This is a genomic window from Terrisporobacter glycolicus ATCC 14880 = DSM 1288, assembly GCF_036812735.1.
Taxonomy (GTDB): domain Bacteria; phylum Bacillota; class Clostridia; order Peptostreptococcales; family Peptostreptococcaceae; genus Terrisporobacter; species Terrisporobacter glycolicus.
The window spans coordinates 2,235,932-2,260,788 of record NZ_CP117523.1 but is presented as its reverse complement, the minus strand read 5'-3'; the positions used below and the strand labels follow the sequence as shown (position 1 = coordinate 2,260,788).

Sequence of the window (24,857 nt, the reverse complement as noted above, 5' to 3'; positions counted from 1 at the left end):
AGTTTTTATTAATAATATTATATAAGTAATTATAGATAAAATATATTAATTTTGTGTTAATTTATGAATATTTTTTTATAAATTTTTTATATCATTGAAAATACATTAAATTAAGGGAAATGAGGATAATTTATACTAAGAGAAAATATGAGAGGAGAATATAAATGTATCCTGTTTATAAAAATATAGACACTAGGGAAAATTGTGAAGTCGTTAAAGTTAATTTTCCACCACAACACCAAAACTGTCATCCTGGTGTGGAATATCTCATGAACCCAAGGCCCATATCTGAAAATGTAAATTATAAGGGAAGTGACAAGTTAAAAGATAGGGTTGCCATTATAACTGGAGGAGACAGTGGAATAGGAAGAGCAGTTGCATATGCATTTGCAAAAGAAGGAGCAAATATAGTTATTGCCTATCTTAATGAGGACGAAGATGCAAGAGAAACTTGTGAGCATATAAAAAACTTAGGTAGAAAATGTATCGCTGTAAGAGGTGATTTACAAAAAGAAGAAAACTGCAAATTAGTAATAAAAAAAGCCATAGAAGAGTTTGAGAAAATAGACGTCCTAGTTAATAATCATGCAGTTCAATACATTCAACAAAGTATTTTAGACATAGATGAAGAGCAATTGGAAAAAACATTCAAAACGAATATATTTTCTTTTTTCTACTTAGTAAAAGCAGCACTTCCTCACCTAAAGGTGAATTCTTCCATAATTAATACTACATCAGTAACAGCATTTAAGGGTGAAGAATTATTAATTGACTATAGTGCAACAAAAGGGGCCATACTTGCCTTTACAAGATCTTTATCCCAGTCTTTAGTAGGAGATAAAATAAGAGTAAATGCAGTAGCACCAGGTCCAATATGGACACCACTAATAGTAAGCAGTTTCGATGCACAAGAAGTTGAGACATTTGGAAGTCTTAGAAGTAAAGTACCTATGGATAGAGCAGGGCAACCTTATGAAGTTGCTAGCGCTTATGTATTTTTAGCAAGTGATGATTCAAGTTATATGACAGGTCAAGTATTACATGTTAATGGAGGAAATGTAATTGGATAAATTTTAGAATAGTTGCATTGTTGCAACTATTTTTTTCAGAAATAATAATTTTAATTAAATTTGATTTAATATGTATATATTCTGAATGAATTTGTGTAAATATTATGATATTATAGAGAATGCAGGACGAATTTAGGAAGGAATATATCATTATGAAGAAAGTAACGGTTTTATTAATTTTATTAAGTACATTTATTACAGGGTGCAGTAAAAATAAAGAGTCAAACTCTTTTGGAAGATATATGGAGGAAGGAAAAAGAGCTATAGCAAGTGATGAATACGAAGTAGCAAATAAATTTTTCTCATTAGCTATAGAAGAAGATAATAAAGACACTGAAGCAAAGGCACTATACAATCAAAGTAATAATTTAGTTGAAGCTTTACAGTCAATAGAAGATGAAAAATATGATGTGGCAATTCAACTATGTGATGCTGTAGAAAAAACAAGTAGTAAAAGCAATCTAATAAAAGACGTGGCTAAATCTTTAAAAGAGGAATGTAAGACTTTGTTGAAAAAATCAAAAGATGACTCTGAAGAAGAAATTAGCATAGGTAGTACTATTTCTAAAAAATCATATTATTTAGACAGTTTAAATGCAATAGAGGAAAGCTACAAATATGCTTATGATGATCTTATATCAGGAGTAGAACTTCGAGAAATATTAGGTAAAGAATACTCACAATGGAATAAAGCCTTAAATGAAATATGGTCAATTCTTGAAGAGCAATTACCTAATGAAGAAATAAAAGGCCTAGCACGAAATCAAAAAAAATGGCTAAAAACTAAAGAAGCAGATGCTGATTTTGCACAAGAAGAAGGTGGGACAGGAACTGTAGGTTTAGAGATGAGGGCAGACTCTTTACTAGAATCTACAAAAGAAAGGTGCTATTATTTAGTTTATAATTATATGAGATAGTATGTTTTATATGAAAACTTAAGTTTTTGTTAGAAATTTTGTAAAAGTTGCAAAAAATATATAAATATGGTATTATTATAAAAAATGTATAAGTTGTTAAGTCGTATGAAGACTACAATTTTAAAACTGTATAAAGTAGAATAGATACTGTGAAATATATCTTGTATGTGGGCACCTAAGATATATGGAGTAAGTGGTGCAACCGGCTATATTTTCAATTAATGAATTTTTGTTAATTGTTGAGTATAGCTTTTTTTAATATAGATTATAATTATTTCAAAGCTGATGAAAATTTATATAACTACTTTTTATATTTATACGAAATAAAATAATAAAATAGATACTGTGAAGTATATCTTGTATGTGGGCACCTAAGATATATGGAGTAAGTGGTGCAACCGGCTATATTTTCAATTAATAAACTTTTATTGATTGTTGAGTATAGCTTTTTTTAATATAGATTATAAACTTTCACAGTTTGTAAAAGTTTATATAACTACTTTTTATATTTGTATAAAACTAAATAATAAAATAGAAACGATGAAGTATATCTTGTATGTGGGCACCTAAGATATATGGAGTAAGTGGTGCAACCGGCTATATTTTCGATTAATAAAATTTTATTAATTGTTGAATATAGCTTTTTTTATTGATGATTATATTATCTCATAGTTTATGAGAACTTACTTGGGCATTAAAACCTAAAAAAATAGTAAGAAATCTAATGAAAATTCATGCTTATGTCATAACTATGCAAAGATAAACATATAGGATATTCAGGCGCTTAATTATTTTATGATAATCAAATTGGGATTTTCCAAAATAAAAAATATAAAAATAAAGGTAAGTAATGATGTTACCTAAATTTAATTTATGTAAATTGTAAATATGAAAGTTATAGGGCTTCAAATACTAACAAAATAATGTCGAAAATATACAGAAAATTAGGAAAATTCAGATGTATAAGACAAGAAATTCTAACATATTTCTTTAAGGTTTTACATTTAAAAGAAGATATATTTTCGCGGAGTCTTATTACGGTACTTCTGATGTAAAAACAGTAAATAAAATAATTACAACTTACATAAGAAATATATTACTAGTGAGGAGTTATAATTATGAAACAAAAAAAGAAAAGTATATTTGGGATTTTTATGGCAGCTATAATGGTACTTAATCTCATTATGCCAAACATGAGCGCATATGCAGAAAATAGGCAGGTAGGAAGAGATATTTCATCTACTAATGTTGCTCAGTTATTAGTATCACCATCAAAAATTGATGATGGAGGAAGCGCAACAGTACGTTTAGAGTTTGATGAAAATGGTGGGAATATCAGTGAAGGGGATACGATACACATAACTTGGGGCTCATCTGGACAAGCGTATCTTTCAGGGTATAAAGATACTATACCACTTATTATCCAAGGAAAAGAAGTTGCAAAAGCAGTTATTACTAATTCTGAAGCAACAATTACATTTAATAGCAAAGTAAATAATTTGGATGATGTTGAAGGATGGATAGAGTTTAAAGTTTTAGGAAGAAATTTAACTAGTACTTCAGGCGAGGATACAAAAACAGTATCTATTCAATCTGGATCAAAAAGGGCAGAAGTTTCTATTCACAAAGGTGCATCGGGAACGAACAGTGTTTTTTATTATAAAACAGGAGACATTCAATCAGATGATATAGATCATGTTCGTTGGTTTTTAGCAATAAATAATGAAAAGGCACATGTGGATGAAAATATACGTATTGAAGATATGATTCAACCAGGTCAAGTATTAGAACCAGATAGTTTTAGAATTGATGTTGATGGATATAGACCAAATTCATATTATGGTGACAATGCCATAGAAAATTTTGAAAGAGATTATCCAGGTTCTAGTATTCGTGTGAATGTTTCTTCAGGAGAAATTACAGTTCATATTCCTAGAGGATATGCCTCTTTAAATAATTTTATAATTATGTACAAAACAAAGATAACAAATAAAAAACAAGATAAATTTGAGAATAATACAAAAGCTTGGTACAAGGAAAATAATCAGCCAGCAGTTAGAGGAAAAGATTTTAATTTTAGCGTAGCGAATATTCATTCTGATGGAGGAATCACTGGTACAGTTAAAGGTGAATTGAAAATTTTCAAGTCTATTTCTGGAACACAAGTTGGTATACCAAACGTTAAGTTTGAGTTAAAAAGAAAAGATGGTGGAGTAATTAAAGGTAATGAAAAAGTCATCCAACTAGTTACTGACGAAAAAGGTGTTGCAAATGTGAAAAAATTGCCTGTAGCAGAATATATAGTTAAAGAAATTTCTGCACCACAGTGGATTAAATTCGATCCACTTGAATCAAAAGAAATAACTTTTGCTGTAAAAGATACAGATACAGAAGGAACATTATTAAATATTGAAAATAACAAGAAACTTATTGATGTAAAAGCAACAAAAATTTGGGATGGTGGACCGACAGAAAAGCCTACAATATATTTTAAATTATATCGTAGCGTTGGAGATGATACGACTTCTAAGGAAGTTACAAATACAGAGATAAAATCTCTTCCAAACGGTACTTCACAAGTAACATGGAATAACTTAGATAAAACAGATGACAATGGTAAAACTTATAATTATTTTGTAAAAGAAGTTAATAAAGATGGAAAAGATTTTACACCAAATGGTTATGTAAAGTCAGAAAAAGATCTTACAGTAACAAATACATATAATGAAAAGACTAATATTGATGTGACAAAAAAATGGATTGGTAAAGCATCTGAGAGTGTAACAGTAAATTTAATGGCTGATGGTAAGAAGGTAGAAAGCCAAATTTTAAATGAAGGGAATGGTTGGAAATATACATTCTCAAATCTGGAAAAATATAAAGATGGAAAAGAAATAAACTATACAGTAGAAGAAACACCTATTGATGGATACAAAGTAGAGATTACAGGAGATGTAAACAAAGGTTTTGTAATAACAAATACTAATACAGAAAAAATATCAATACCAGTAAATAAGGTATGGGTAGGAAAAGCAGGAAAAGAAGCAGAGGTAACACTTTTAGCAGATGGAAAAGAAAAAGAAACAATAAAACTTACAGAAGAAAAAGGATGGAAAGATACATTTACAGAATTACCGAAGTACGATGAAAAAACAGGAAAAGAAATAAACTACACATTAGCAGAAAAATCATTAGAAGGTTACTCAAGTGTAATAACAGGAACAGTAGAAACAGGATTTACAGTAACTAACACAATAACAGGAAAAACATCAGTTGGAGTAACAAAAAAATGGATAGGAAAAGCAGCTGATAGTGTAACAGTAAATTTAATGGCTGATGGGAAAAAGGTAGAAAGTCAAATTCTAAACCAAGGAAATGAATGGCAATACACATTCACGAATTTAGAAAAGTACAAAGATGGAAAAGAAATTAACTATACAGTGAAAGAAACTCCTATTGATGGATATAAATCAGAAATCACAGGAGATATGAATTCAGGTTTTGAAATAAAGAATACTAACATAGAAAAAATATCAATACCAGTAAATAAGGTGTGGGTAGGAAAAGCAGGAAAAGAAGCAGAAGTAACACTTTTAGCAGATGGAAAAGAAAAAGAAACAATAAAACTTACAGAAGAAAAAGGATGGAAAGATACATTCACAGAGTTATCAAAGTATGATGAAGTAACAGGAAAAGAGATAAATTATACATTGAAAGAAAAAGCACAAGAAGGTTATTCAAGTGTAGTAACAGGAACATCAGAAACAGGATTTACTGTAACAAATACGATAACAGGAAAGACATCAGTTGGAGTAACAAAAAAATGGATAGGAAAATCATCTGATAGTGTAACAGTAAATTTAATGGCTGATGGGAAAAAGGTAGATAGCCAAATTCTAAACCAAGGAAATGAATGGCAATATACATTTTCAAATTTAGAAAAGTATAAAGATGGAAAAGAAATAAACTATACAGTAGAAGAAATAAATATTGATGGATATAAATCAGAGATCACAGGAAATATGAGCTCAGGTTTTGTAATAACAAATACTAATACAGAAAAAATATCAATACCAGTAAATAAGGTATGGATAGGAAAAGCCGGAAAAGAAGCAGAGATAACACTTTTAGCTGGAAATGTAGAAAAAGAAACAATAAAGCTTACAGCACAAACAAACTGGAAACATACTTTTACAGAGTTACCAAAATATGACGAAGCAACTGGAGAAGAAATAAACTACAAATTAGTAGAAAAATCATTAGACGGTTACTCAAGCGTAATAACAGGAACATCAGAAACAGGATTTACTGTAACTAACACAATAACTGGGAAAACATCAGTTGGAGTAACAAAAGAATGGGTAGGAAAAGCATCAGATAGTATAACAGTAAATTTAATGGCTGATGGTAAAAAGATAGAAAGCCAAATTCTAAATGAAGGAAATGAATGGCAATATACATTCTCAAATTTAGAAAAATATAAAGATGGAAAAGAAATAAACTATACAGTAGAAGAAATAGCTGTAGATGGATACAAAACAGAGATCACAGGAAATATGAACTCAGGTTTTGTTATAAAAAACATTAATACAGAAAAAATATCAATACCAGTAAATAAGGTATGGATAGGAAAAGCAGGAAAAGAAGCAGAAGTGAGACTTTTAGCAGATAATGTAGAAAAAGAAACAGCAAAACTTACAGAACAAACAAACTGGAAACATACTTTCACAGAATTACCAAAATACGATGAAGTAACAGGAAAAGAAATAAATTACACAGTAGAAGAAAAATCACTAGAAAATTACTCAAGTGCAATTACAGGAACATCAGAAACAGGATTTACAGTAACTAATACAATAACAGGAAAGACATCAGTTGGTGTAACAAAAAAATGGGTAGGAAAAGCATCTGATAGTGTAACAGTAAACTTAATGGCTGATGGTAACAAGTTAGAAAGTCAAGTTCTAAACGATGGAAATGGATGGAAGTACACATTCTCTAATTTAGAAAAGTATAAAAATGGAAAAGAAATAAACTATACAGTAGAAGAAATAGCTGTAGATGGATACAAAACAGAGATCACAGGAAATATGAATTCAGGTTTTGTAATAACGAATACTAATACAGAAAAAATATCAATACCAGTAAATAAGGTATGGGTAGGAAAAGCGGGAAAAGAAGCAGAGGTAACGCTTTTAGCTGGAGATGTAGAAAAAGAAACTATAAAGCTTACAGCACAAACAAATTGGAAACATACTTTTACAGATTTACCAAAATATGATGAAGTAACCGGAGAAGAAATAAACTATACATTAGTAGAAAAAGCACAAGAAGGTTATTCAAGTGTAATTACAGGAACATCAGAAACAGGATTTACTGTAACAAATACAATAACTGGGAAAACATCAGTTGGAGTAACAAAAAAATGGATAGGAAAAGCATCTGATAGTGTAATAATAACTTTAATGTCTGATGGTAAGATGATAGGTAGCCAAATTCTAAATGAAAGAAACAACTGGCAATACACATTCACAAATTTAGAAAAGTACAAAGATGGAAAAGAAATAAATTACACAGTAGGAGAAGCACCTATTGATGGATATAAATCAGAAATCACAGGAGATATGAATTCAGGTTTTGTAGTGAAGAATATTAATACAGAAAAAATATCAATACCAGTAAATAAGGTATGGGTAGGAAAAGCAGGAAAAGAAGCGGAAGTAACACTTTTAGCAGATAATTTAGAAAAAGAAACAATAAAACTTACAGAAGAAACAAAATGGAAACATACATTTACAGAATTACCAAAATATAATGAAGTAACTGGAGAAGAAATAAATTATACATTAGTAGAAAAAGCACAAGAAGGTTATTCAAGTGTAATAACAGGAAGTGCACAAACCGGATTCACTGTAACTAATACAATAACAGGAAAAACATCAGTTGGAGTAACAAAAGTATGGAAGGGTGGAGAAGAAAAGAATATTACAGTTATATTGTTAGCTAATGGAGAAGAAATACAACGCAAACAATTATCTAAAGAAGAAAACTGGCAATATACATTCTCTAACTTAGAAAAGTACAAAGATGGTAAAGAAATAAATTATACAGTAAAAGAAGTAGCTGTTGAAGGATATGACAGCACTATTACTGGTAGTGTAGATGAAGGATACTTAATCACAAATACTAAAAAAGGTACAAGCTCTAATGGTAATTTAAACAACAATGATCCAAATAGTAGCAATAATAATACAAATGGTAATAATACAAATAGTTCAAATAATAATAATAATACGACTACACCAGCAACTGGAGATTCAGCAAATATTTTATTCTATTTAGTAATATTATTATCATCAATAGTTATAATTTTTGTAATCCAACGTAAAAAAAATACTAAGAGCTAAAATAAAAAAATTTTGTTAAGCACCTAGATTTTGAATAAAAAAGGTTCTTAATTTAACTCAAAAAGACTTGCTTAATAAGCAAGTCTTTTTATATTATCGTATCATATATATACCCATTATCATTAATTCTTCCTACTTGCCATATACTTTACACCAACCGTTGGAATTTTTATTATAAGAAATATTTGTTTAAATATTGTCTTAATTCAGTAACTAGACATAAAAATAGAAAAACTTCAAAAAATATAAATGTATGCAACATACTTTAAGATTTGAAAAAATATTTGTAAAGTAAGTATTTTCATAGGATAATAATATATGATGATATAGGTTAAAAATTTAAAAATAATGATGAATATAAGTGTTAAAAGGGTATAAGATTATAGATAAGGATAAAAGAGAGGAGCTAATTTATGGATGATATATACAATGAAATAGAAAATAAATTTGAAAAAATAGAAAAACTTTTGAAAAGAGAACTTATAGGACAAGACTTATATATAAAAAATTTAATAAATTATATAAAAGATAAAACTGTAAAAAATGAAAAAGGAGTTATTCTTCTAGTTGGAGAAAAAGATACGGGAAAGAAAACAAGTGTTAGACTTTTGATTGAAGAAATGTACAAAGAAGAGCTAATAGAAGGTGATAATATAAATGAAATAAATCTAGATTCATACAACTTCAAGTTAGGATATAATGCATTTTTAAGTGATTTGCATGATAAATTAAAATCAAAGTCAAAATGTATAATGTTTAAAAATATACAAGATGCAATGGAAGAAATAGTTAATGTTATTTCTGAGCTTTGTCTAAATTCTTGTTTCAACTTAAATGATGATTATGTTATAAAAAATAATGTATTTGTAAAAGCTGCTGAAGAAAATGAAGAAGAGATTAATGATATTTTAAGATCAGAAAAAATTCATAAAGAAAAAATAAATCAATTAATTTGTAATAATAAGTTTATAGTATTTACTAGTGATGATAAAAATATTGATTTAGAAAAAGTATTTGGTAATAATCTAATTGATAAAATACTTTATACTAAAGATTTGGATGAAAAAGAAAGAAACATTGTTGTAAGAAGAAGGGTTATTGAAACAATAAACAAGATCAAAGAAGAATTATCTTTGGACATAATGATAGATTTAAATAAAGATGATTCTAATAAAGAATACTTCGGTATTTGTAAATATTTACAAGAGAGCTATAAAAAAGATAGTGATTTTGGCATATCAGAATATGTTATATACAAACTTAATAATCCTCTTAGAAATCTTGTTATTAAAGAAAATATAAAATTAAACAGTAGATTATTTATTTATGTGGAAAATGACGAAATATATTGCAAGGTAGGATTTCAGGTTTATAAATTAAGTGATTATACAACGCCAACCTTAGAAGAAGCTAAATATAAATTAAACTCTATTATAGGAATAAAGGAACTAAAAGAATTTATTTATAATGTTCAAAACAATTTTAAAGTACAAAATATAAGAGAGCGATTGGGACTTACTACTTCGAAAATATCAATGAATATGATATTTGCAGGAAATGCAGGTACAGGAAAGACTAATGCAGCAAGAACTACTTTTGAATACTTAAATGCCCTAGGTTTACTTTCTCGTGGAGTGTTTAGAGAAGTAAGTAAAGCAGATTTCGTTAGCGAAAATACAAATGAAACTGCTAAGAAAACTATGGAAGTTATAAACTCTGCCATTGGAGGAGTTTTATTTATAGATGAAGCTTATTCTCTTTGTGAAAGCGAAGAAGATAAGGTGGGCAAAGAAATTGTAGATGCTCTTCTTAAAGGAATAGAGGATAATAGAGATGATTTAGTAGTAATTCTTGCTGGATATGAAAATGACATGGAAAAATTCCTAAGTATAAATCCAGGATTAAAATCTAGATTTCCTAATATAATTCATTTTGAAGATTATACTCCTTATGAAATGTATGCCATAGGGGTCAACATAGCAAAGAGCAAAGGATACAAAATAGCTGATAATGTGGAAGACGATTTAATAGACTTATTTGCCAAAAACCAAATTAGTGGAAAGAATGATTTAGGAAATGCAAGATTTGTAAGAAATATAATTGAAAATGCCATAATGGACGCATCTAGAAAATATCTACAAGATAAACAAAAGAAAATAGATTTGTTAGAAAGACATAACTTCAACTTCAAGGTTAAAGCTAAATTTAATTTGGAAGAAAGACTTAAGGATATAATTGGATTGGAAGAAGTTAAAAACTTACTAAGAAGTCAGTATAAGCTTATTGTGGCACAGGAAAAAAGAAAATCAGTTGGTGTGGAAACAGAAATTGAACAAAATCTAAATATGGTATTTGCAGGAAACCCGGGAACAGGAAAGACTTCCATAGCAAGACTTGTGGCAGAAATGTTAAATAGCATGGGCTTACTTAAAATAGGTCAACTTGTGGAAACTGATAGATCTAACTTTGTTTCAGAAATTCCTGGTGAAACATCTAAAAAAACTGAAGAAACTTTTAAAGAAGCTATAGGAGGTATATTGTTTATAGATGAAGCTTATACCCTAGCCTACGATGCTCTTGGAAGAGAAGCCATAGAAACTTTACTTAAATTAATTGAGGATTACTCAAAGGATGTCATAGTAATACTTGCAGGCTATGAAAAAGAAATGGAAGACTTCTTTGATGTGAACATTGGCCTTCGTTCTAGATTCCCTCTATGGACCAACTTTGAAGATTATAAGCCGGATGAACTCTCTGAAATGGCAATAAAACTTTTAGAGTCAAAAGGATTTAAATTATCAAAAAATGGATATACATCACTTAAAAAGAGTTTTGTGGATATATATGAAAACTCAGATATGCAATCAGGAAATGGTAGATTAGTTAGAAATTATGTGGAAAATTTAATAAGGGCTCAAAGTATTAGAATTTCTGAAAGTGATATTAGTGTTTATGAAATGAATCTAATAACTACTAAAGACATTGATAATATAAACGAATTTACATCTGCCAACGATTTTAATTTAGAATCTAAGTTGAAAAAAATTGGAGCAAATGAAAAAGCTAAGAACTTTTTAAGAAATCAGTATAAAATTATAAAGACAAAAGAAAAAAGAGAAAAGCTAGGAGTTAAAAGTCAGTTAAGTAAATATAGCAATATGGTATTTACAGGAAATAATGGTACAGGTAAAAAATCAACATTAAAAATATTATCAAGTATGTATTACAGTGTTGGAATTTTAAAATCGAAAAATATAGTGGAAATGGATGAAATAGAAATTACTGCTCTTTTAGATGGAGGAGTACAAATTGAAGATATACTAAATAGCTATTTAGGTAAAATGGTATTAATTGATAAAGTACATTTATTTAATAATAAATACAATAAAAAAGAGTTAATGTCATCTTTAATTAAGTTTATTGATAAAAATAATAATAAAATAATTATTGTGTTGTGTGGTCAAAAAGATGGTATGAAGGATTTTGTATTAAGTAACCCTGCACTTAGTTGCAGATTTCCAATATGGTTAGATTTTGAGGACTATAATGAAAATGAACTATTTGAAATCGCAACAAATCTTATAACTTATAGAGGCTATGAAATAAATAAAGATGGAGAGGAAGAATTAAAAAAATCCATAATGGATCTTTCAAACGTATCTGATCTTAGTGTTAAAAATGCTCTTATGATTACAAAATTTTTAGATAAAGTTGTAAGAATACAAAGTATAAGAGTTTATAACGATAAAATAATACCAAAAGACATAAATACAATTAATGCTTTAGATATAAGAAAAAGTAAAGAACAATTTATAAATGAAAACACAATTGAAGAAGCAATTTGTAATATGAAAGGCAAGGAAGAAAATATAGTGCAAAGCAACTTAGTAAATGATAAGGAAAGTAGTTTAGCTTATGGAAGAAGTTTGAATATTATAGATGAATTACTTAAATTGAAAAACTTATTAGACTTAAGTTTAATTACTAAAGAGGAATTTAATCTTTTGAAAAAAGATTTATTAAGAGATTAATTATAAGTAAATAAAATAATAAAAGGGACTATATAGAAAAATATTCTAATATAGTCCCTTTTATTATTATTTAGTTTTTATAGCTTTTGTTGCAAAATATTTAGCACTATATTTACATATTTTATCATTGTCAACATCTTCATAGAAACCATCAATAGCAAAGCCAACACTTGTTTGACCACCTATTAAATCTTCTAAAGTATGACTATATTCTACGGCTTCTTTATTATTTAAAAAGTCTATTTTCTCTTCTTCATTTAATTCATCTAAAGAGTTAAATGGAAGTTTATTTACAACCTCAAATACACCTTCATCGTATTTTTTATTATCAAACAAATAAATTAAAGGATTCGTACTTCCAAATAAGAAGCTTCCACCTGTTTTTAAAACCCTATAACATTCTTTGAATACAGGAAGTACATCTGGTATATATGTGACCGATACAGGACAAAATACTAGGTCAAAATAATTGTTTTTAAAACAATGTAAATGTGTCATATCTCCTTGAACAGTGGAAACCATCAGATTATTTTCTTTGGAAACCTTTTCGTCTTGCTTTAATTGATTCATTGATATATCAAATACGGTAACTATTGCCCCAGCAGCTGCTAAAATAGGGCCTTGTTGGCCTCCGCCAGAAGCAAGGCATAATATTCTTTTTTTATTTAAATCCTCTGGAAACCAACTTCTAGGTACATTCTTGTGAGCAGTTAATTTTATATTAAATATACCTTTTCTTGCACTTTCTATTTCTTCTTTTGTCACTGGTATTGACCAAGGAGTATTATTTACAACCTTTTTGTCCCAAGCTAATTGATTTTGTTTTACTACTTCTTTGTTATTCATAATATACACCCCTTAAAATTAACACAAATAAAATGATTAAATTAAATAATGATAGATTATTTTTGTACTAATTAAATTGCTTGCTTTATAAATAGTATATTATAAAATTATTGTCTTTTAAATAGATAAGTAATATAAAACTGACACTTATACAGATGTCAGTTTTTTAATTTATAATAATAACCTTTACAAGTCACCCATCTTTTATTTTATGATATTAATTCGAATAAGAATATTAGTTTACAGAAGTTATAGCTTTAGTGAACATATCTACACCTAAGGTTAATAATTTTTTACATAATATGGTGTTAATGATCCTTTACATTTCTAGCAATATTTAATATTTTAGAAACATTAATTAGGGTATATTTTGCTAGATTATTACGATAAACTTAGTTAGACTTTGTGTTTATATGATGAATAATACAGAAATTTGAAAAATAAATGATGGTGAATTATGTAGGGAAATTATAAAAAATAAATTATTTGAATTGTCAGAAAATTAACCTGTTTTTAACCTTAGCTTAACCATTTCTTAATAAAAAATCCATATAATTAATTAAAATTTAAAAAAGGTAACCTAAAAATTTCCAAAATCCCAAAGATTGAAGAAAAAAATGGTGAAGGAGGTTAATTATGAAAGCAGATATTTTTAGGAAAATGCCAGTAGAGAATTTAATGAATCATAATCAAGAAGGCAAAGGTTTGAAAAAAGTTTTAGGTGCATTTGAACTAACGATGCTAGGAATTGGGGCAATAATAGGTACAGGAATATTTGTATTAACAGGTGTGGCAGCAGCAGACTACGCTGGACCAGCATTAGTATTATCATTTATAATATCAGGTCTAGCATGTGCATTTGCAGCACTGTGTTATGCAGAGTTATCGGCTATGATACCTATTTCAGGAAGTGCATATACATTTGGATATGTAGGTCTAGGAGAGATATGGGGCTGGATAATTGGATGGGATTTAATTTTGGAATATTGCGTTGCCGTTGCTGCTGTTTCCATTGGGTGGTCAGGATATATGGTGAATATTTTAAATATAGTAGGTATTCATCTACCAACTGCAATAATAGCAGCACCTGGAAGTGGAGGTATAATTAATTTACCGGCGATTTTAATCTTAGCATTAATAGCAGGATTATTATTACTTGGCGCTAAAGAAAGTGCAAAACTTAACAATATATTAGTGGCAATAAAAATAGCAGTTGTATTATTATTTATAGTATTAGGATTTAGCCATGTTGAACCTGCAAACTGGCATCCATTTATGCCTTATGGCTGGAGTGGAGTATTCTCAGGAGCTGCAATAGTATTCTTTGCATATATTGGATTTGATGCAGTATCGACAGCAGCTGAAGAAGTTAAAAATCCTCAAAAAGATTTACCAAAAGGAATAATAGGTTCTTTACTAATATGTACAGTTTTATATATAGTAGTTTCTGCTATATTAACTGGAATGGTTCCTTATTTAGAATTTAAAGATAATGCGGCACCAGTAGCATATGCTTTAGCAAAAGTAGGAATTAGCTGGGGATCAGCTTTAGTATCAGTAGGAGCAATCTGTGGTATAACTTCAGTTGTATTAGTTATGATGTATGGTAGTACTAGATTGTTCTACGCTTTATCAAGAGATGGATTACTTCCAAAAGGATTTAGCCAAGTTTCTAAAACTAGAGGAACACCTAATAAGAGTATAGTATTAGTATTTATTGCGACAGCTTTAGTTGCTGGATTTTTGCCAATAGGTAAGGTGGCAGAATTAACTAATATGGGTACGTTGGCAGCATTTGTTATAGTATCATTATCAGTTATTCTTCTTAGAAAATCTAGACCAGACTTAGATAGACCTTTTAAAGTTCCTTTTGTACCTGTAGTTCCAATACTTGCAGTTGCATTTTGTTTATTCTTAATATGCCAACTTCCAACTTTCACTAAAGTTGCATTTCTAATTTGGATTGCTATAGGATTTGTAGTATACGCATTTTATGGTTACAAGCATAGCTCTTTGAACGGAACAAAAGCTGAAAAAGCAGATTAGTAAAAAGAGGTATGGTACGAAAACAGTGCCATACCTTTTTTTATTTAGATAAACTCTGATTATATAGGAAAAATATAAAATTATATATTAAAATAGAATTAAGGATATATAAAATGGAGGGAATTATTTTGAATGAATTATCTTATTTAAATAATAGTTTTACTACAGAAGTATTTTATAAAAAAATAAAGGTGGAGGACATACTAAATGATTACATAGATGTGGATACATTTTTAGAATGTTGTAAACAATGTCCTAATTATGATACAAGATGGAGCTGCCCCCCTTATGATTTTGATGTAATTGATTATTGGAAAAATTACAAATACCTACATGTATTAGGATATAAAATTACTTTTGATGAAGATGTAGTTTTAAAAACTTATGGCGAAGAAGAACTTAATTTATTTATAAAAGAACTTTTTAGAAAGCAAATGGAGTTCTTTTATGAGAAATCAAAATACTTAGAAGAAAAATACGAAGACTCTGTAAGTTTGGCGTGGGGTAAATGTTATAAATGTGATGAGTGTACAAGAAAGCAGTCTAAAAAATGTAGATATGAAAATGACATGAGATATTCCATTGAGTCATTGGGAGGAAATGTAGACAAATTAAGTAAGGATTTATTTAATATAGAACTAAAGTGGGCCCAAAGGGGAAAACTCCCTCAGTATTTTTTTAATTCTATAGGCCTTTTAACTAAAGAAAATGAAACTTTAACTGAAGATGAATTTTAAAAATTACATAAATATATAAAGATTATTTTTAAAAAATATACTAAACTTAATAAGTAAGAATAAAAGTAAAAGGGAGATGTTAGAATGAAAGTGTTATTAATAAATGGAAGCCCGCATAAAAATGGATGTACCTACACTGCCTTAAGTGAAGTGTCAAAAGCTTTAAACAATAATAATGTGGAAAGTGAAATTTTTCATATTGGAATGAAGCCAATACAGGGATGCATAGCTTGTCGTAAATGTTACGAAACTGGAAAATGTGCATTTGCAGATGAACTTTATAATAACTTATTTGAAAAAGTAAAAGAAGCTGATGGAATAGTTGTAGGTTCACCAGTTTACTATGCAGGTCCAAATGGTTCTTTATGTGCTTTATTAGATAGATTATTTTATTCTGCTTCTTATTTAATGAAAAATAAACCTGCCGCAGCAGTAGTAAGTTGTAGAAGAGGAGGAGCAAGTGCTTCCTTTGATCGTTTAAACAAATACTTTACAATAAATCAAATGCCAGTAGTTTCATCTCAGTATTGGAATTCTATTCATGGTAATACACCAGAAGAAGCAAAACAGGACCTAGAAGGTCTTCAAATTATGAGAACATTAGGAAATAATATGGCTTGGATGTTAAAAACAATGAAGAGTTCTAAGGAAGAATTACCACAACAAGAAGAAAGAATTGGAACAAACTTTATTAGATAATAATAAATATAAATGTAAGTCCTTAAAATAAGTAAATAAGCTTGTTTTAAGGATTTTTTGTTTTTGAAATAAAACATTTTTATAAAAAGTACTTGATAAATAAATTGTATTACTGTACTATTGTATTAAAGTATTAATACAATAAGGCGGTGAAAACATGAGTTGGGATATAGATAATAATAAGCCTGTATATATACAACTGGTGGAGCAATTAAAATCTAAAATAATCTCTGGTGAGTTTAAGGCAGGAGAAAAAATAGATTCAGTAAGAAGTTTGGCAGAAGATGCACAAGTAAACCCAAACACAATGCAAAAAGCCTTGGTGGAACTTGAAAGAGAAGAACTAGTTTTTAGCAAAAGAACTAGTGGCAGATTTGTTACAGATGATAAGGAGAAAATTAAATCTATGAAAAAAGAAGTTGCCAATGAGGAAATAAGGAATTTAAAAATAAATTTAAAAAGACTTGGTTTTACTAAAGATGAAATAATTAATCTTGTAATTTCTAATATAAAGGAGGAAGACTAAATGGAAAATATGGTAGAATTTAATAATGTTTATAAAAGTTATAGCAACAAAGAAGTTTTAAAAGGTGTAAATTTAAATATACCAAAGGGAAAGATTGTAGGGTTACTTGGACCTAATGGTAGTGGAAAAACTACGATGATAAAGTTAATGAATAATTTACTGCAAGCAGATGAAGGTAGTATAGAAATAAAGGGTATGGAGCCTTCCATAGAAACTAAAAAAATAGTTTCATATTTACCAGAAAAAACTTATTTAAATGATTGGATGAAAGTTAAAGATATATTAGGATTTTTTAAAGACTTTTATGCAGACTTTGACATGGAAAAAGCAGATCAAATGATTGAAAGTTTAAAAATAGATAAAAATCAAAAGCTAAAAACCATGTCTAAAGGGACAAAGGAAAAAGTTCAGTTGATTTTAGTAATGTCTAGAAATGCGGATTTATATATACTTGATGAACCTATAGGTGGTGTGGATCCAGCAGCAAGAAGTTATATACTTAAGACTATTTTAGCAAACTACAATGAGAATTCTACTTTATTAATTGCAACACATTTAATTAGTGAAATAGAAAATATTTGTGATGACGTAATATTTATTTCCAATGGTGAAATAGTACTTCAAGGAAATGTGGATGAAATAAGAGAAGAAAAAGGTAAATCAATAGATGCTTTATTTAGGGAGGAATTTAAATGTTAGGTAAATTAATAAAATATGAATTTAAAGCTTGTGGAAGGACATTTTTTCCTTTATATTTAGGAATTTTGCTATTAGCAGCAATAAATGGAGTAAACATAGGTGTGAATTTTAAAAATGAAGCAGTAGATGGACTTCCTATGAATCCAATAGCATACAATACTCAAGGTATTTTAATGCTAGTTTTAGTTGCCTTATTTGTTGCTTTATTTGTAATTACTATAATTCTTACAATTCAAAGATTTAAGAAAAATCTACTTGATGATGAAGGGTATTTAATGTTTACACTACCTGTTAAAAGTAGCTCTTTAATATTATCTAAACTTTTAGTAGCTTTAATATATGCAATTATTAGTGCCATTGTGGCAGCATTATCATTTATTATAATAGGTGCAATCGGTGGAGATATTAATATATTAGAACTTTTTAAAGCATTTACACACTCAGGATTTTTAACTGAAGGTATACAGTTTACAGTTTCTATGGTTTTAGGTTTATTAATAAGCTATAGTATATTTGTATTAACAATTTATTTATCTTTATCTGTTGGTCAATTACCTAAGCTTAGTAAGCATAAAGTTGCAGCAGGAGTAATAATATTCTTTATTTTGAATCTAATTATAACTAATATACAAAACTTTGTTAGAAACAACATTTTAGGATCAGTTACAGAAGTAGAACTTACAAATTACTTTACAGTTTCATATCTTAAGTATGTATCATTAGAATTAATAATAGGTATTGCTATAGGGACAGTACTGTTCTTATTAACTAATTGGATATTAAATAAAAAATTAAACCTTGAATAAATAATTAAGACTTGGAGAGTATCTTCAAGTCTTTTGTTTTAAATGGAAAAAATAAATCAAGTATATTATTATTATAAATAAAGTAGAAAATAAATTGAATGGAGAAAAGTATATGAAAATTGGGGTAAATAAAAAAATAGTATTTTTATGCTTTGACAAATCAGATTGTGAAACTTTAGAAAACTATCTAAATGAAATGGCAAAGAAAGGTTGGTTGTTAACTAAGATAAAAAATTACCATTTGACTTTTGTTAAAACAGATAAAATAAACTTTAAATATAATGTTGACCCACTTGGAAAGAATTTTGATGGTGATAGTTATGTAGATAAGATAACATATATAAAATATTGCAAAGATCATAACTGGGAATTTGTTTGTGGTAATAATCTTTTTCAAATAAGTATATCAGAAGAAAGTAATAATGAAAAAATTAAAAGTAAACCTGAAGAAAGTATAAAATCTTTAGTTATAAAAGATGTGATTTCATTAATAGCATTCATACTATTTTTTTATTTTATTTTTAAATATGATAATTATTATTTAGGTGAATCATATATGGACTCTGTGTCTAATAATATATGGGTTGGTATTTATGTTATAGGAATTTTATTATTAATATATTTAGGTATAGATTTAATTCTAAGAATAATTTGGTATATTAATTATTTTATAAAAAAGGAATTTAAATATAAAAGCTTAAATCAAATAAAAATAAGCTCTATTTTTAGTGTGACATTACATTTTTTTATTATGACTTTACTTATATTAAATGTAGTAATTAACCTTCTTGATGGATTTGGTATATCTCCAAGAACGTCATTCTCAAAAGAAAGTTTGCCAATAACCCTTGAAGATTATAATATAAAAATTCAATCTGAACGTGATTGTAGTACAACAAAATACAAATCATTTTTAGGAAAATATTATTCTTTTAGTGATTCAACATATTATTATGAAACTTATGATGATGATGATGGTACATATATAGAAAATGAAAATAATGGTGGGGTTATTTCTTATGAAGTATTTGAAAGTAAGTATAAAAATATAATGAGTAATGCACTGGAAGATATAAAAACAAATCATGCTAATATGGGAAGTAAATATAAAAAATATACAAGTGGTGAAGAATTCAATACTTGGGGAGCAAAGGAAATTTATATTGATAATTCAACAGAGGAGAGGATAATAGTTTATGATAATGTTATTTTAATGTTGGATATGGAAGGAGATTATACTAAAAGTAGAATTAATTTTATAAAAGAAAAATTATTAAATTTATAATATAAGAAAATGAACATGGAATATTTGTTACTAGGGGGAAATTTGAAATAATGAAAAAAATTATTATAGTAGAAGATGAAGAAAAAATAAGAGAAGAGCTTAAGAATTTCTTAGTTAACTACAATTACGAAGTGATTTGTCTATCAAAATTTGAAAACATAATAGGAGATATTTTAAAAGAAAATGCACATTTAGTATTATTAGACATAAATTTACCCATATACGATGGATACTACATTTGCAGGGAAATAAGAAAAAAATCTAATGTACCAATAATCGTAGTTACTAGTAGAGATACAGAGATGGACGAGCTTATGAGTATTAATTTGGGAGCAGATGATTTTATTACAAAGCCATATAATACACAAATCTTATTAGCACGAATAAACTCAATTTTAAAAAGAACTTATGATAAAGAAAATACAGATGTGATTATATATAAAGGATTAGAATTAGATTTACCTAGAAACACTGTTACATTTGAAAGCAAAGAAATAGAGCTTACGAAAAATGAATTTAGAATATTAAATTGTTTGATGAAAAATAAAGGAAAAATAGTTTCAAGAGGAGATTTGATGGATTATTTATGGGACTTGGATTTATTTATAGATGATAATACGCTAACTGTAAATATTAACAGACTTAGAAAAAAATTAGAAGAAATAAAATGTGAAGGATATATAGAAACTAGGAGGGGAAGAGGCTATATAATGCCGTAATTATGAAAATAAAAGATTATATAAAAGATAAAAGCTTATCTATAATTTTAAGGCTAATATTTCTCGTTTTTGTAATATATATCCTGAACTTATCTAGAGTTGAAAACATAACTATAAATTTTATTATAACTCTATGGATAGTATTAACTTTTATAGAATTTGCACACGATTATTTAAGAAAAAATGATTACTACACGAAAGTAGAAGCATCTCTAAGAGAACTTGATAAAAAATATTTGCTACCAGTGCTAATGGAAGAACCGTCTTTTTTAGAGGGGAAAATTTTATATAATGTCTTAAGTGTTACAGATAAAGCAATGAATGAAGAGATTAATTTATATAAATTTAATCAAGAAGAGTATAAGGAGTATCTAGATTTGTGGGTACATGAAGTCAAACTACCCATATCAGCGAGCAAGTTGATAATAGAAAATAACAAAAATGAACATACATTAAGCGTTTTAGAAGAAATAGAAAAAATAGAAGACTTTATAGAACAAGCACTTTATTACTCTAAAAGTAATGAAGTAGAGCTAGATTACATAATAAAAGAAATCAATCTGAAAAAATACATAAGCAATACAATAAGAAGAAATAAGAAGCTTATAAGGGAAAATAAAATAATTATAGATTTGCAAGACTTTAACAGCAATGTGTACTGTGATAAAAAATGGTTGGAATACATTCTAAACCAAATAATAATAAATTCCATAAAGTATATAGGTAGTAAAGATATAAATGAAAAATTAAAGAGCCAATATGGCAAAATTACTATATATACAAAGGAAAGTAAAAATTACATAGAACTTTTTATAAAGGATAATGGAATAGGTATAGATGAGAAAGATTTGAAAAAAGTATTTAGTAAAGGTTTTACAGGAATAAATGGTAGAAAATTTAAGAAATCAACAGGTATGGGTTTATATATATCTAAGAAATTAGCAGATAAGATGTACTTAGGATTAGAAATAGATTCAAAAGTAAATGAAGAAACTACTGTAAAAATAACATTTCCTAAGGGGAGTATGACTCAGATAAATTAAAGAAGTTCTGATTTGATGAAACATTACAGAGATACAATGTAAACTTACCTTTTTGTAAGATTGTGGTAAGGTTATGTTATTAATGCAAACCTCTAAAGCTTATATAATATAAGTATAAATTGGTTATGGAGGTAACAACAATGAACACAGTTTTACAAGTTAAAAATATAGAAAAATATTATGGTAATAAAAGAAATTTAACAAAAGCAATAAACAATATCTCTTTTCAAGTGGAGGAAGGAGAATTTATAGGTATTATGGGTCCTAGTGGTAGTGGTAAAACAACACTTTTAAATTGTATAGCGACTATTGACAAGCCAACTACAGGAACTATATTAATAGAAAACAAAGATATAACTACTTTTTCAAGAAAAAATGTAGAGAAATTTAGAAGAGAACATTTAGGATTTATATTCCAAGAATTTAATTTATTAGATACCTTAACAGTTTACGAAAATATATCTTTAGCTTTATCAGTAATTGGGGAGAAGGGTGTTAACATTGATGAAAAAGTAAAATCAATTGGAAATAAATTAAACATTTCAGATATATTAAATAAATTCCCTTATGAAATATCCGGAGGTCAAAAGCAAAGAGTAGCTTGTGGAAGGGCTATAATAACTAATCCATCTTTAATTTTAGCAGATGAACCAACAGGATCCCTTGATTCGAAATCTGCAAGAGTGCTACTTGAAAACTTGTCTAATCTAAATGAAAGTTTAAATTCAACAATAATGATGGTAACTCATGATGCTTTTACAGCTAGTTACTGCAAAAGAATTTTATTTATAAAAGATGGAAAGATATTTAACGAGTTAATAAGAGGAAATGACGATAGAAAAGAATTTTTCAAAAGAATTATAGAAGTAGTTACATTTCTTGGGGGTGACACTAGCAATGTTATTTAAGTTATCACGAAGAAATGTGCAAAGAAGTATAAAAGATTATAGTATATATTTTTTCACACTGGCATTAGGAATTTGTATATTTTATATTTTCAATTCCATAGAATCACAAACTATAATGATGGATTTATCAGATACACAGAAGATTTTTCTTGATGCGCTTAATAAGATAATATCTATGGTATCTGTATTTGTATCATTTGTACTTGGTTTTTTAATACTATATGCAAATAATTTTTTAATAAAGAAAAGAAATAAAGAGTTTGGAATATATATGACACTAGGTATTAGTAGAAGTAAAATAGCTTTTATGTTATTTTATGAAACCATTATAGTGGGTATATTATCCTTAGTAGTTGGAATATTTATTGGTGTGTTTTTATCTCAAGGACTAGCAGGAGTTACAGCAAAACTATTTGCTATAGATATGACTGAATATAAATTTATTTTTTCAAAAGATGCATGTCTAAAAACTATTTTATATTTTGGGATTATGTATTTTATATCTATGGTTTTTAACTTTATTCTAGTATCAAGGTGTAAGTTGATAAACCTTATAAACGGTGATAGAAATAATGAAAAATTAAAAGGTACAAATTTAATTTTATCAGTGATTTTATTTGTTATATCAGTGGTTTGCTTAGCAGTGGCATATAAGTTAATTTTGGAAAATGGATTAACAGATATAAATGATAAATTTAAATTATCAATTATACTAGGAATAGTTGGAACTGTATTGTTTTTTAGAGCTTTGGCAGGCTTTTTAATAAAGGTAATACAAAGTAGTAAAAACCAATATTTAAAAAATCTTAATACATTTACTTTGAGACAACTAAATAGCAAAATAAATACAAATTATATTTCTATGAGTGTTATTTGTTTGATGCTGTTTATTTCCATAGGAATGTATACTGCATCCATAGGAACAAAAAGTGCAATGGAAAATACAGCACAATTCTTAGCACCTTATGATATGACTTTGATACATACATATGAAAAAGAAGAAAATTTAAAAGCCTCAAAAGAAAAGATAAGTGAAACAGTAAAAAAAATAGGATTTAATATAAAAGATTATACAAATGAATATTTAGATTACAACATATATAATTCACCAGTAAAATTTAAACAGTTGTTTAAAAGCACTACAGATGATTTTTTATCTAGACAAATAAATAGTATGAGAGATTTTACTGTACCTATTGTAAAATTATCAGATTATAATAAATTAATGAAAATGCAAAATAAAGAGACAATAACTTTAAAAGACAAAGAAGTATTTATTTTTACTGATATGTCTACAATAGAGCCCTCAGTTAAAGAATATGTGAGCAAAAATAAGACTATGAAAATTGGACAAGAGGATTTTGAAGTTAATAGTCAATATGGATTTAATTCAATAGAAGATACTCTAGTTAGTGGTAATTTTGCAACACTAGTAGTTAAAGATGAAAATATTCGTAAATATAGTTTACTTAAAAAGTGCTTAAGTTTAAATTATATTGGTGATAAGAAGGATACAGAAAATAAAGCAGTGAAAAATCTTGAAAAAGGCATGGCTGAAGGCAAAAAATATAAAGAAAATGATAAAGTAAAGATAAGTGCAATGACTAGAATTATAGCATTAGAGGGAAATATGGCTTCATCTAGTATGTATTTATACGTTGGATTATATATAGGGATAATTTTCTTAATAGCCAGTGCGGCAGTTCTTGGACTTAGTCAATTGTCAGGAGCAATAGAAAGTGTCGGTAGATATGAAATATTAAGAAAGCTAGGTGTAAGTTCAAACATGATAAACAGATCCATATTTGTACAAGTTTTATTATACTTTGCTATACCTATACTTCTAGCTTTAGTTCATAGTATATTCGGAATAAAGGTAGCAAATGATGTGGTAAAAATAATTGGAGATTACGATACTTTAGGCAACAATATAATTTCAATATGTATTATATGTGCTGTTTATGGTGTATATTTCTATGGAACATATAGAGGGTATAAGAGAATTGTAAATAAGTAATAGTGTGTCAAGATTAGTGCAGTGAATTTATTCTTTAACCTTAACATATTAATTTGTATCATATTAAATTTACGAATTATTTTCCACTATATCAAATCTCA

General features: G+C 27.6%; 16 protein-coding genes and 3 riboswitches. Of the genes, 15 read left to right on the top strand and 1 reads right to left on the bottom strand.

From position 1 onward, the window contains the following. Positions 1–164: 164 nt before the first annotated feature. From TEGL_RS11170 to TEGL_RS11155, 4 genes are all read left to right on the top strand, one after another. Positions 165–1,070 (top strand): SDR family oxidoreductase, encoded by a 906-nt coding sequence (locus TEGL_RS11170; RefSeq protein ID WP_018590659.1) that lies wholly within the window; start codon positions 165–167, stop codon positions 1,068–1,070. 152 nt (positions 1,071–1,222) lie between these two features. Then, positions 1,223–1,987, top strand: a complete 765-nt coding sequence (locus TEGL_RS11165; protein WP_018590660.1) for a lysozyme inhibitor LprI family protein — start codon at positions 1,223–1,225, stop codon at positions 1,985–1,987. A 133-nt stretch (positions 1,988–2,120) separates the two neighbouring features. Next, positions 2,121–2,204, top strand: a riboswitch (cyclic di-GMP riboswitch). A gap of 112 nt (positions 2,205–2,316) precedes the next feature. Beyond that, positions 2,317–2,400, top strand: a riboswitch (cyclic di-GMP riboswitch). 111 nt (positions 2,401–2,511) lie between these two features. Beyond that, a riboswitch (cyclic di-GMP riboswitch) is annotated at positions 2,512–2,595 on the top strand. Between the two features lie 510 nt (positions 2,596–3,105). Continuing rightward, positions 3,106–8,394, top strand: a complete 5,289-nt coding sequence (locus TEGL_RS11160) for a Cna B-type domain-containing protein (protein ID WP_018590661.1) — start codon at positions 3,106–3,108, stop codon at positions 8,392–8,394. A gap of 413 nt (positions 8,395–8,807) precedes the next feature. Continuing rightward, complete coding sequence (locus TEGL_RS11155) at positions 8,808–12,425, top strand: AAA family ATPase (RefSeq protein ID WP_018590662.1); 3,618 nt, start codon at positions 8,808–8,810, stop codon at positions 12,423–12,425. Between the two features lie 66 nt (positions 12,426–12,491). On the opposite strand, the gene TEGL_RS11150 is transcribed toward TEGL_RS11155, so the two are convergent. Then, positions 12,492–13,271: a class I SAM-dependent methyltransferase gene (locus TEGL_RS11150; protein ID WP_018590663.1), complete on the bottom strand. Its 780-nt coding sequence runs from the start codon at positions 13,269–13,271 to the stop codon at positions 12,492–12,494. Between the two features lie 636 nt (positions 13,272–13,907). Between TEGL_RS11150 and TEGL_RS11145 the strand changes: the two genes are divergently transcribed. From TEGL_RS11145 to TEGL_RS11095, 11 genes are all read left to right on the top strand, one after another. Continuing rightward, positions 13,908–15,317, top strand: coding sequence for an amino acid permease (locus TEGL_RS11145; RefSeq protein ID WP_018590664.1), 1,410 nt, complete (start codon positions 13,908–13,910; stop codon positions 15,315–15,317). Positions 15,318–15,445: 128 nt separating this feature from the next. Beyond that, positions 15,446–16,054, top strand: a complete 609-nt coding sequence (locus TEGL_RS11140; RefSeq protein WP_018590665.1) for a DUF2284 domain-containing protein — start codon at positions 15,446–15,448, stop codon at positions 16,052–16,054. Between the two features lie 84 nt (positions 16,055–16,138). Continuing rightward, entirely contained in the window at positions 16,139–16,753 is a 615-nt protein-coding gene (locus tag TEGL_RS11135; protein ID WP_018590666.1) for a flavodoxin family protein, read from the top strand. A gap of 157 nt (positions 16,754–16,910) precedes the next feature. After that, positions 16,911–17,279 (top strand): GntR family transcriptional regulator, encoded by a 369-nt coding sequence (locus TEGL_RS11130; protein WP_018590667.1) that lies wholly within the window; start codon positions 16,911–16,913, stop codon positions 17,277–17,279. Continuing rightward, positions 17,280–17,978 carry an ABC transporter ATP-binding protein gene (locus tag TEGL_RS11125; RefSeq protein WP_018590668.1) on the top strand — a complete coding sequence of 233 codons (699 nt, stop codon included), beginning with the start codon at positions 17,280–17,282 and terminating at the stop codon, positions 17,976–17,978. Beyond that, positions 17,972–18,784, top strand: a complete 813-nt coding sequence (locus TEGL_RS11120) for a hypothetical protein (RefSeq protein ID WP_018590669.1) — start codon at positions 17,972–17,974, stop codon at positions 18,782–18,784. The genes TEGL_RS11125 and TEGL_RS11120 overlap by 7 nt, the downstream gene beginning before the upstream one ends. A 112-nt stretch (positions 18,785–18,896) precedes the next feature. Continuing rightward, positions 18,897–20,069 (top strand): DUF2812 domain-containing protein, encoded by a 1,173-nt coding sequence (locus TEGL_RS11115; RefSeq protein WP_018590670.1) that lies wholly within the window; start codon positions 18,897–18,899, stop codon positions 20,067–20,069. A gap of 50 nt (positions 20,070–20,119) precedes the next feature. Then, positions 20,120–20,788: a response regulator transcription factor gene (locus TEGL_RS11110; RefSeq protein WP_018590671.1), complete on the top strand. Its 669-nt coding sequence runs from the start codon at positions 20,120–20,122 to the stop codon at positions 20,786–20,788. Positions 20,789–20,790: 2 nt separating this feature from the next. Next, positions 20,791–21,831 carry a sensor histidine kinase gene (locus TEGL_RS11105; protein WP_018590672.1) on the top strand — a complete coding sequence of 347 codons (1,041 nt, stop codon included), beginning with the start codon at positions 20,791–20,793 and terminating at the stop codon, positions 21,829–21,831. A 140-nt stretch (positions 21,832–21,971) separates the two neighbouring features. Beyond that, complete coding sequence (locus TEGL_RS11100; RefSeq protein WP_018590673.1) at positions 21,972–22,739, top strand: ABC transporter ATP-binding protein; 768 nt, start codon at positions 21,972–21,974, stop codon at positions 22,737–22,739. Then, complete coding sequence (locus tag TEGL_RS11095) at positions 22,729–24,756, top strand: ABC transporter permease (RefSeq protein WP_018590674.1); 2,028 nt, start codon at positions 22,729–22,731, stop codon at positions 24,754–24,756. Before TEGL_RS11100 ends, TEGL_RS11095 begins: the two co-directional genes overlap by 11 nt. Positions 24,757–24,857: the final 101 nt, after the last annotated feature.

Bases quoted from the DNA above. Each gene is read 5' to 3' on its own strand.
- TEGL_RS11125 (WP_018590668.1), top strand. From the start codon at position 17,280: ATGGAAAATATGGTAGAATTTAATAATGTTTATAAAAGTTATAGCAAC.
- TEGL_RS11115 (WP_018590670.1), top strand. From the start codon at position 18,897: ATGAAAATTGGGGTAAATAAAAAAATAGTATTTTTATGCTTTGACAAA.
- TEGL_RS11150 (WP_018590663.1), bottom strand. From the start codon at position 13,271: ATGAATAACAAAGAAGTAGTAAAACAAAATCAATTAGCTTGGGACAAA.
- TEGL_RS11100 (WP_018590673.1), top strand. From the start codon at position 21,972: ATGAACACAGTTTTACAAGTTAAAAATATAGAAAAATATTATGGTAAT.
- TEGL_RS11145 (WP_018590664.1), top strand. From the start codon at position 13,908: ATGAAAGCAGATATTTTTAGGAAAATGCCAGTAGAGAATTTAATGAAT.
- TEGL_RS11135 (WP_018590666.1), top strand. From the start codon at position 16,139: ATGAAAGTGTTATTAATAAATGGAAGCCCGCATAAAAATGGATGTACC.
- TEGL_RS11130 (WP_018590667.1), top strand. From the start codon at position 16,911: ATGAGTTGGGATATAGATAATAATAAGCCTGTATATATACAACTGGTG.
- TEGL_RS11105 (WP_018590672.1), top strand. From the start codon at position 20,791: ATGAAAATAAAAGATTATATAAAAGATAAAAGCTTATCTATAATTTTA.
- TEGL_RS11110 (WP_018590671.1), top strand. From the start codon at position 20,120: ATGAAAAAAATTATTATAGTAGAAGATGAAGAAAAAATAAGAGAAGAG.
- TEGL_RS11165 (WP_018590660.1), top strand. From the start codon at position 1,223: ATGAAGAAAGTAACGGTTTTATTAATTTTATTAAGTACATTTATTACA.
- TEGL_RS11160 (WP_018590661.1), top strand. From the start codon at position 3,106: ATGAAACAAAAAAAGAAAAGTATATTTGGGATTTTTATGGCAGCTATA.
- TEGL_RS11120 (WP_018590669.1), top strand. From the start codon at position 17,972: ATGTTAGGTAAATTAATAAAATATGAATTTAAAGCTTGTGGAAGGACA.
- TEGL_RS11155 (WP_018590662.1), top strand. From the start codon at position 8,808: ATGGATGATATATACAATGAAATAGAAAATAAATTTGAAAAAATAGAA.
- TEGL_RS11095 (WP_018590674.1), top strand. From the start codon at position 22,729: ATGTTATTTAAGTTATCACGAAGAAATGTGCAAAGAAGTATAAAAGAT.
- TEGL_RS11170 (WP_018590659.1), top strand. From the start codon at position 165: ATGTATCCTGTTTATAAAAATATAGACACTAGGGAAAATTGTGAAGTC.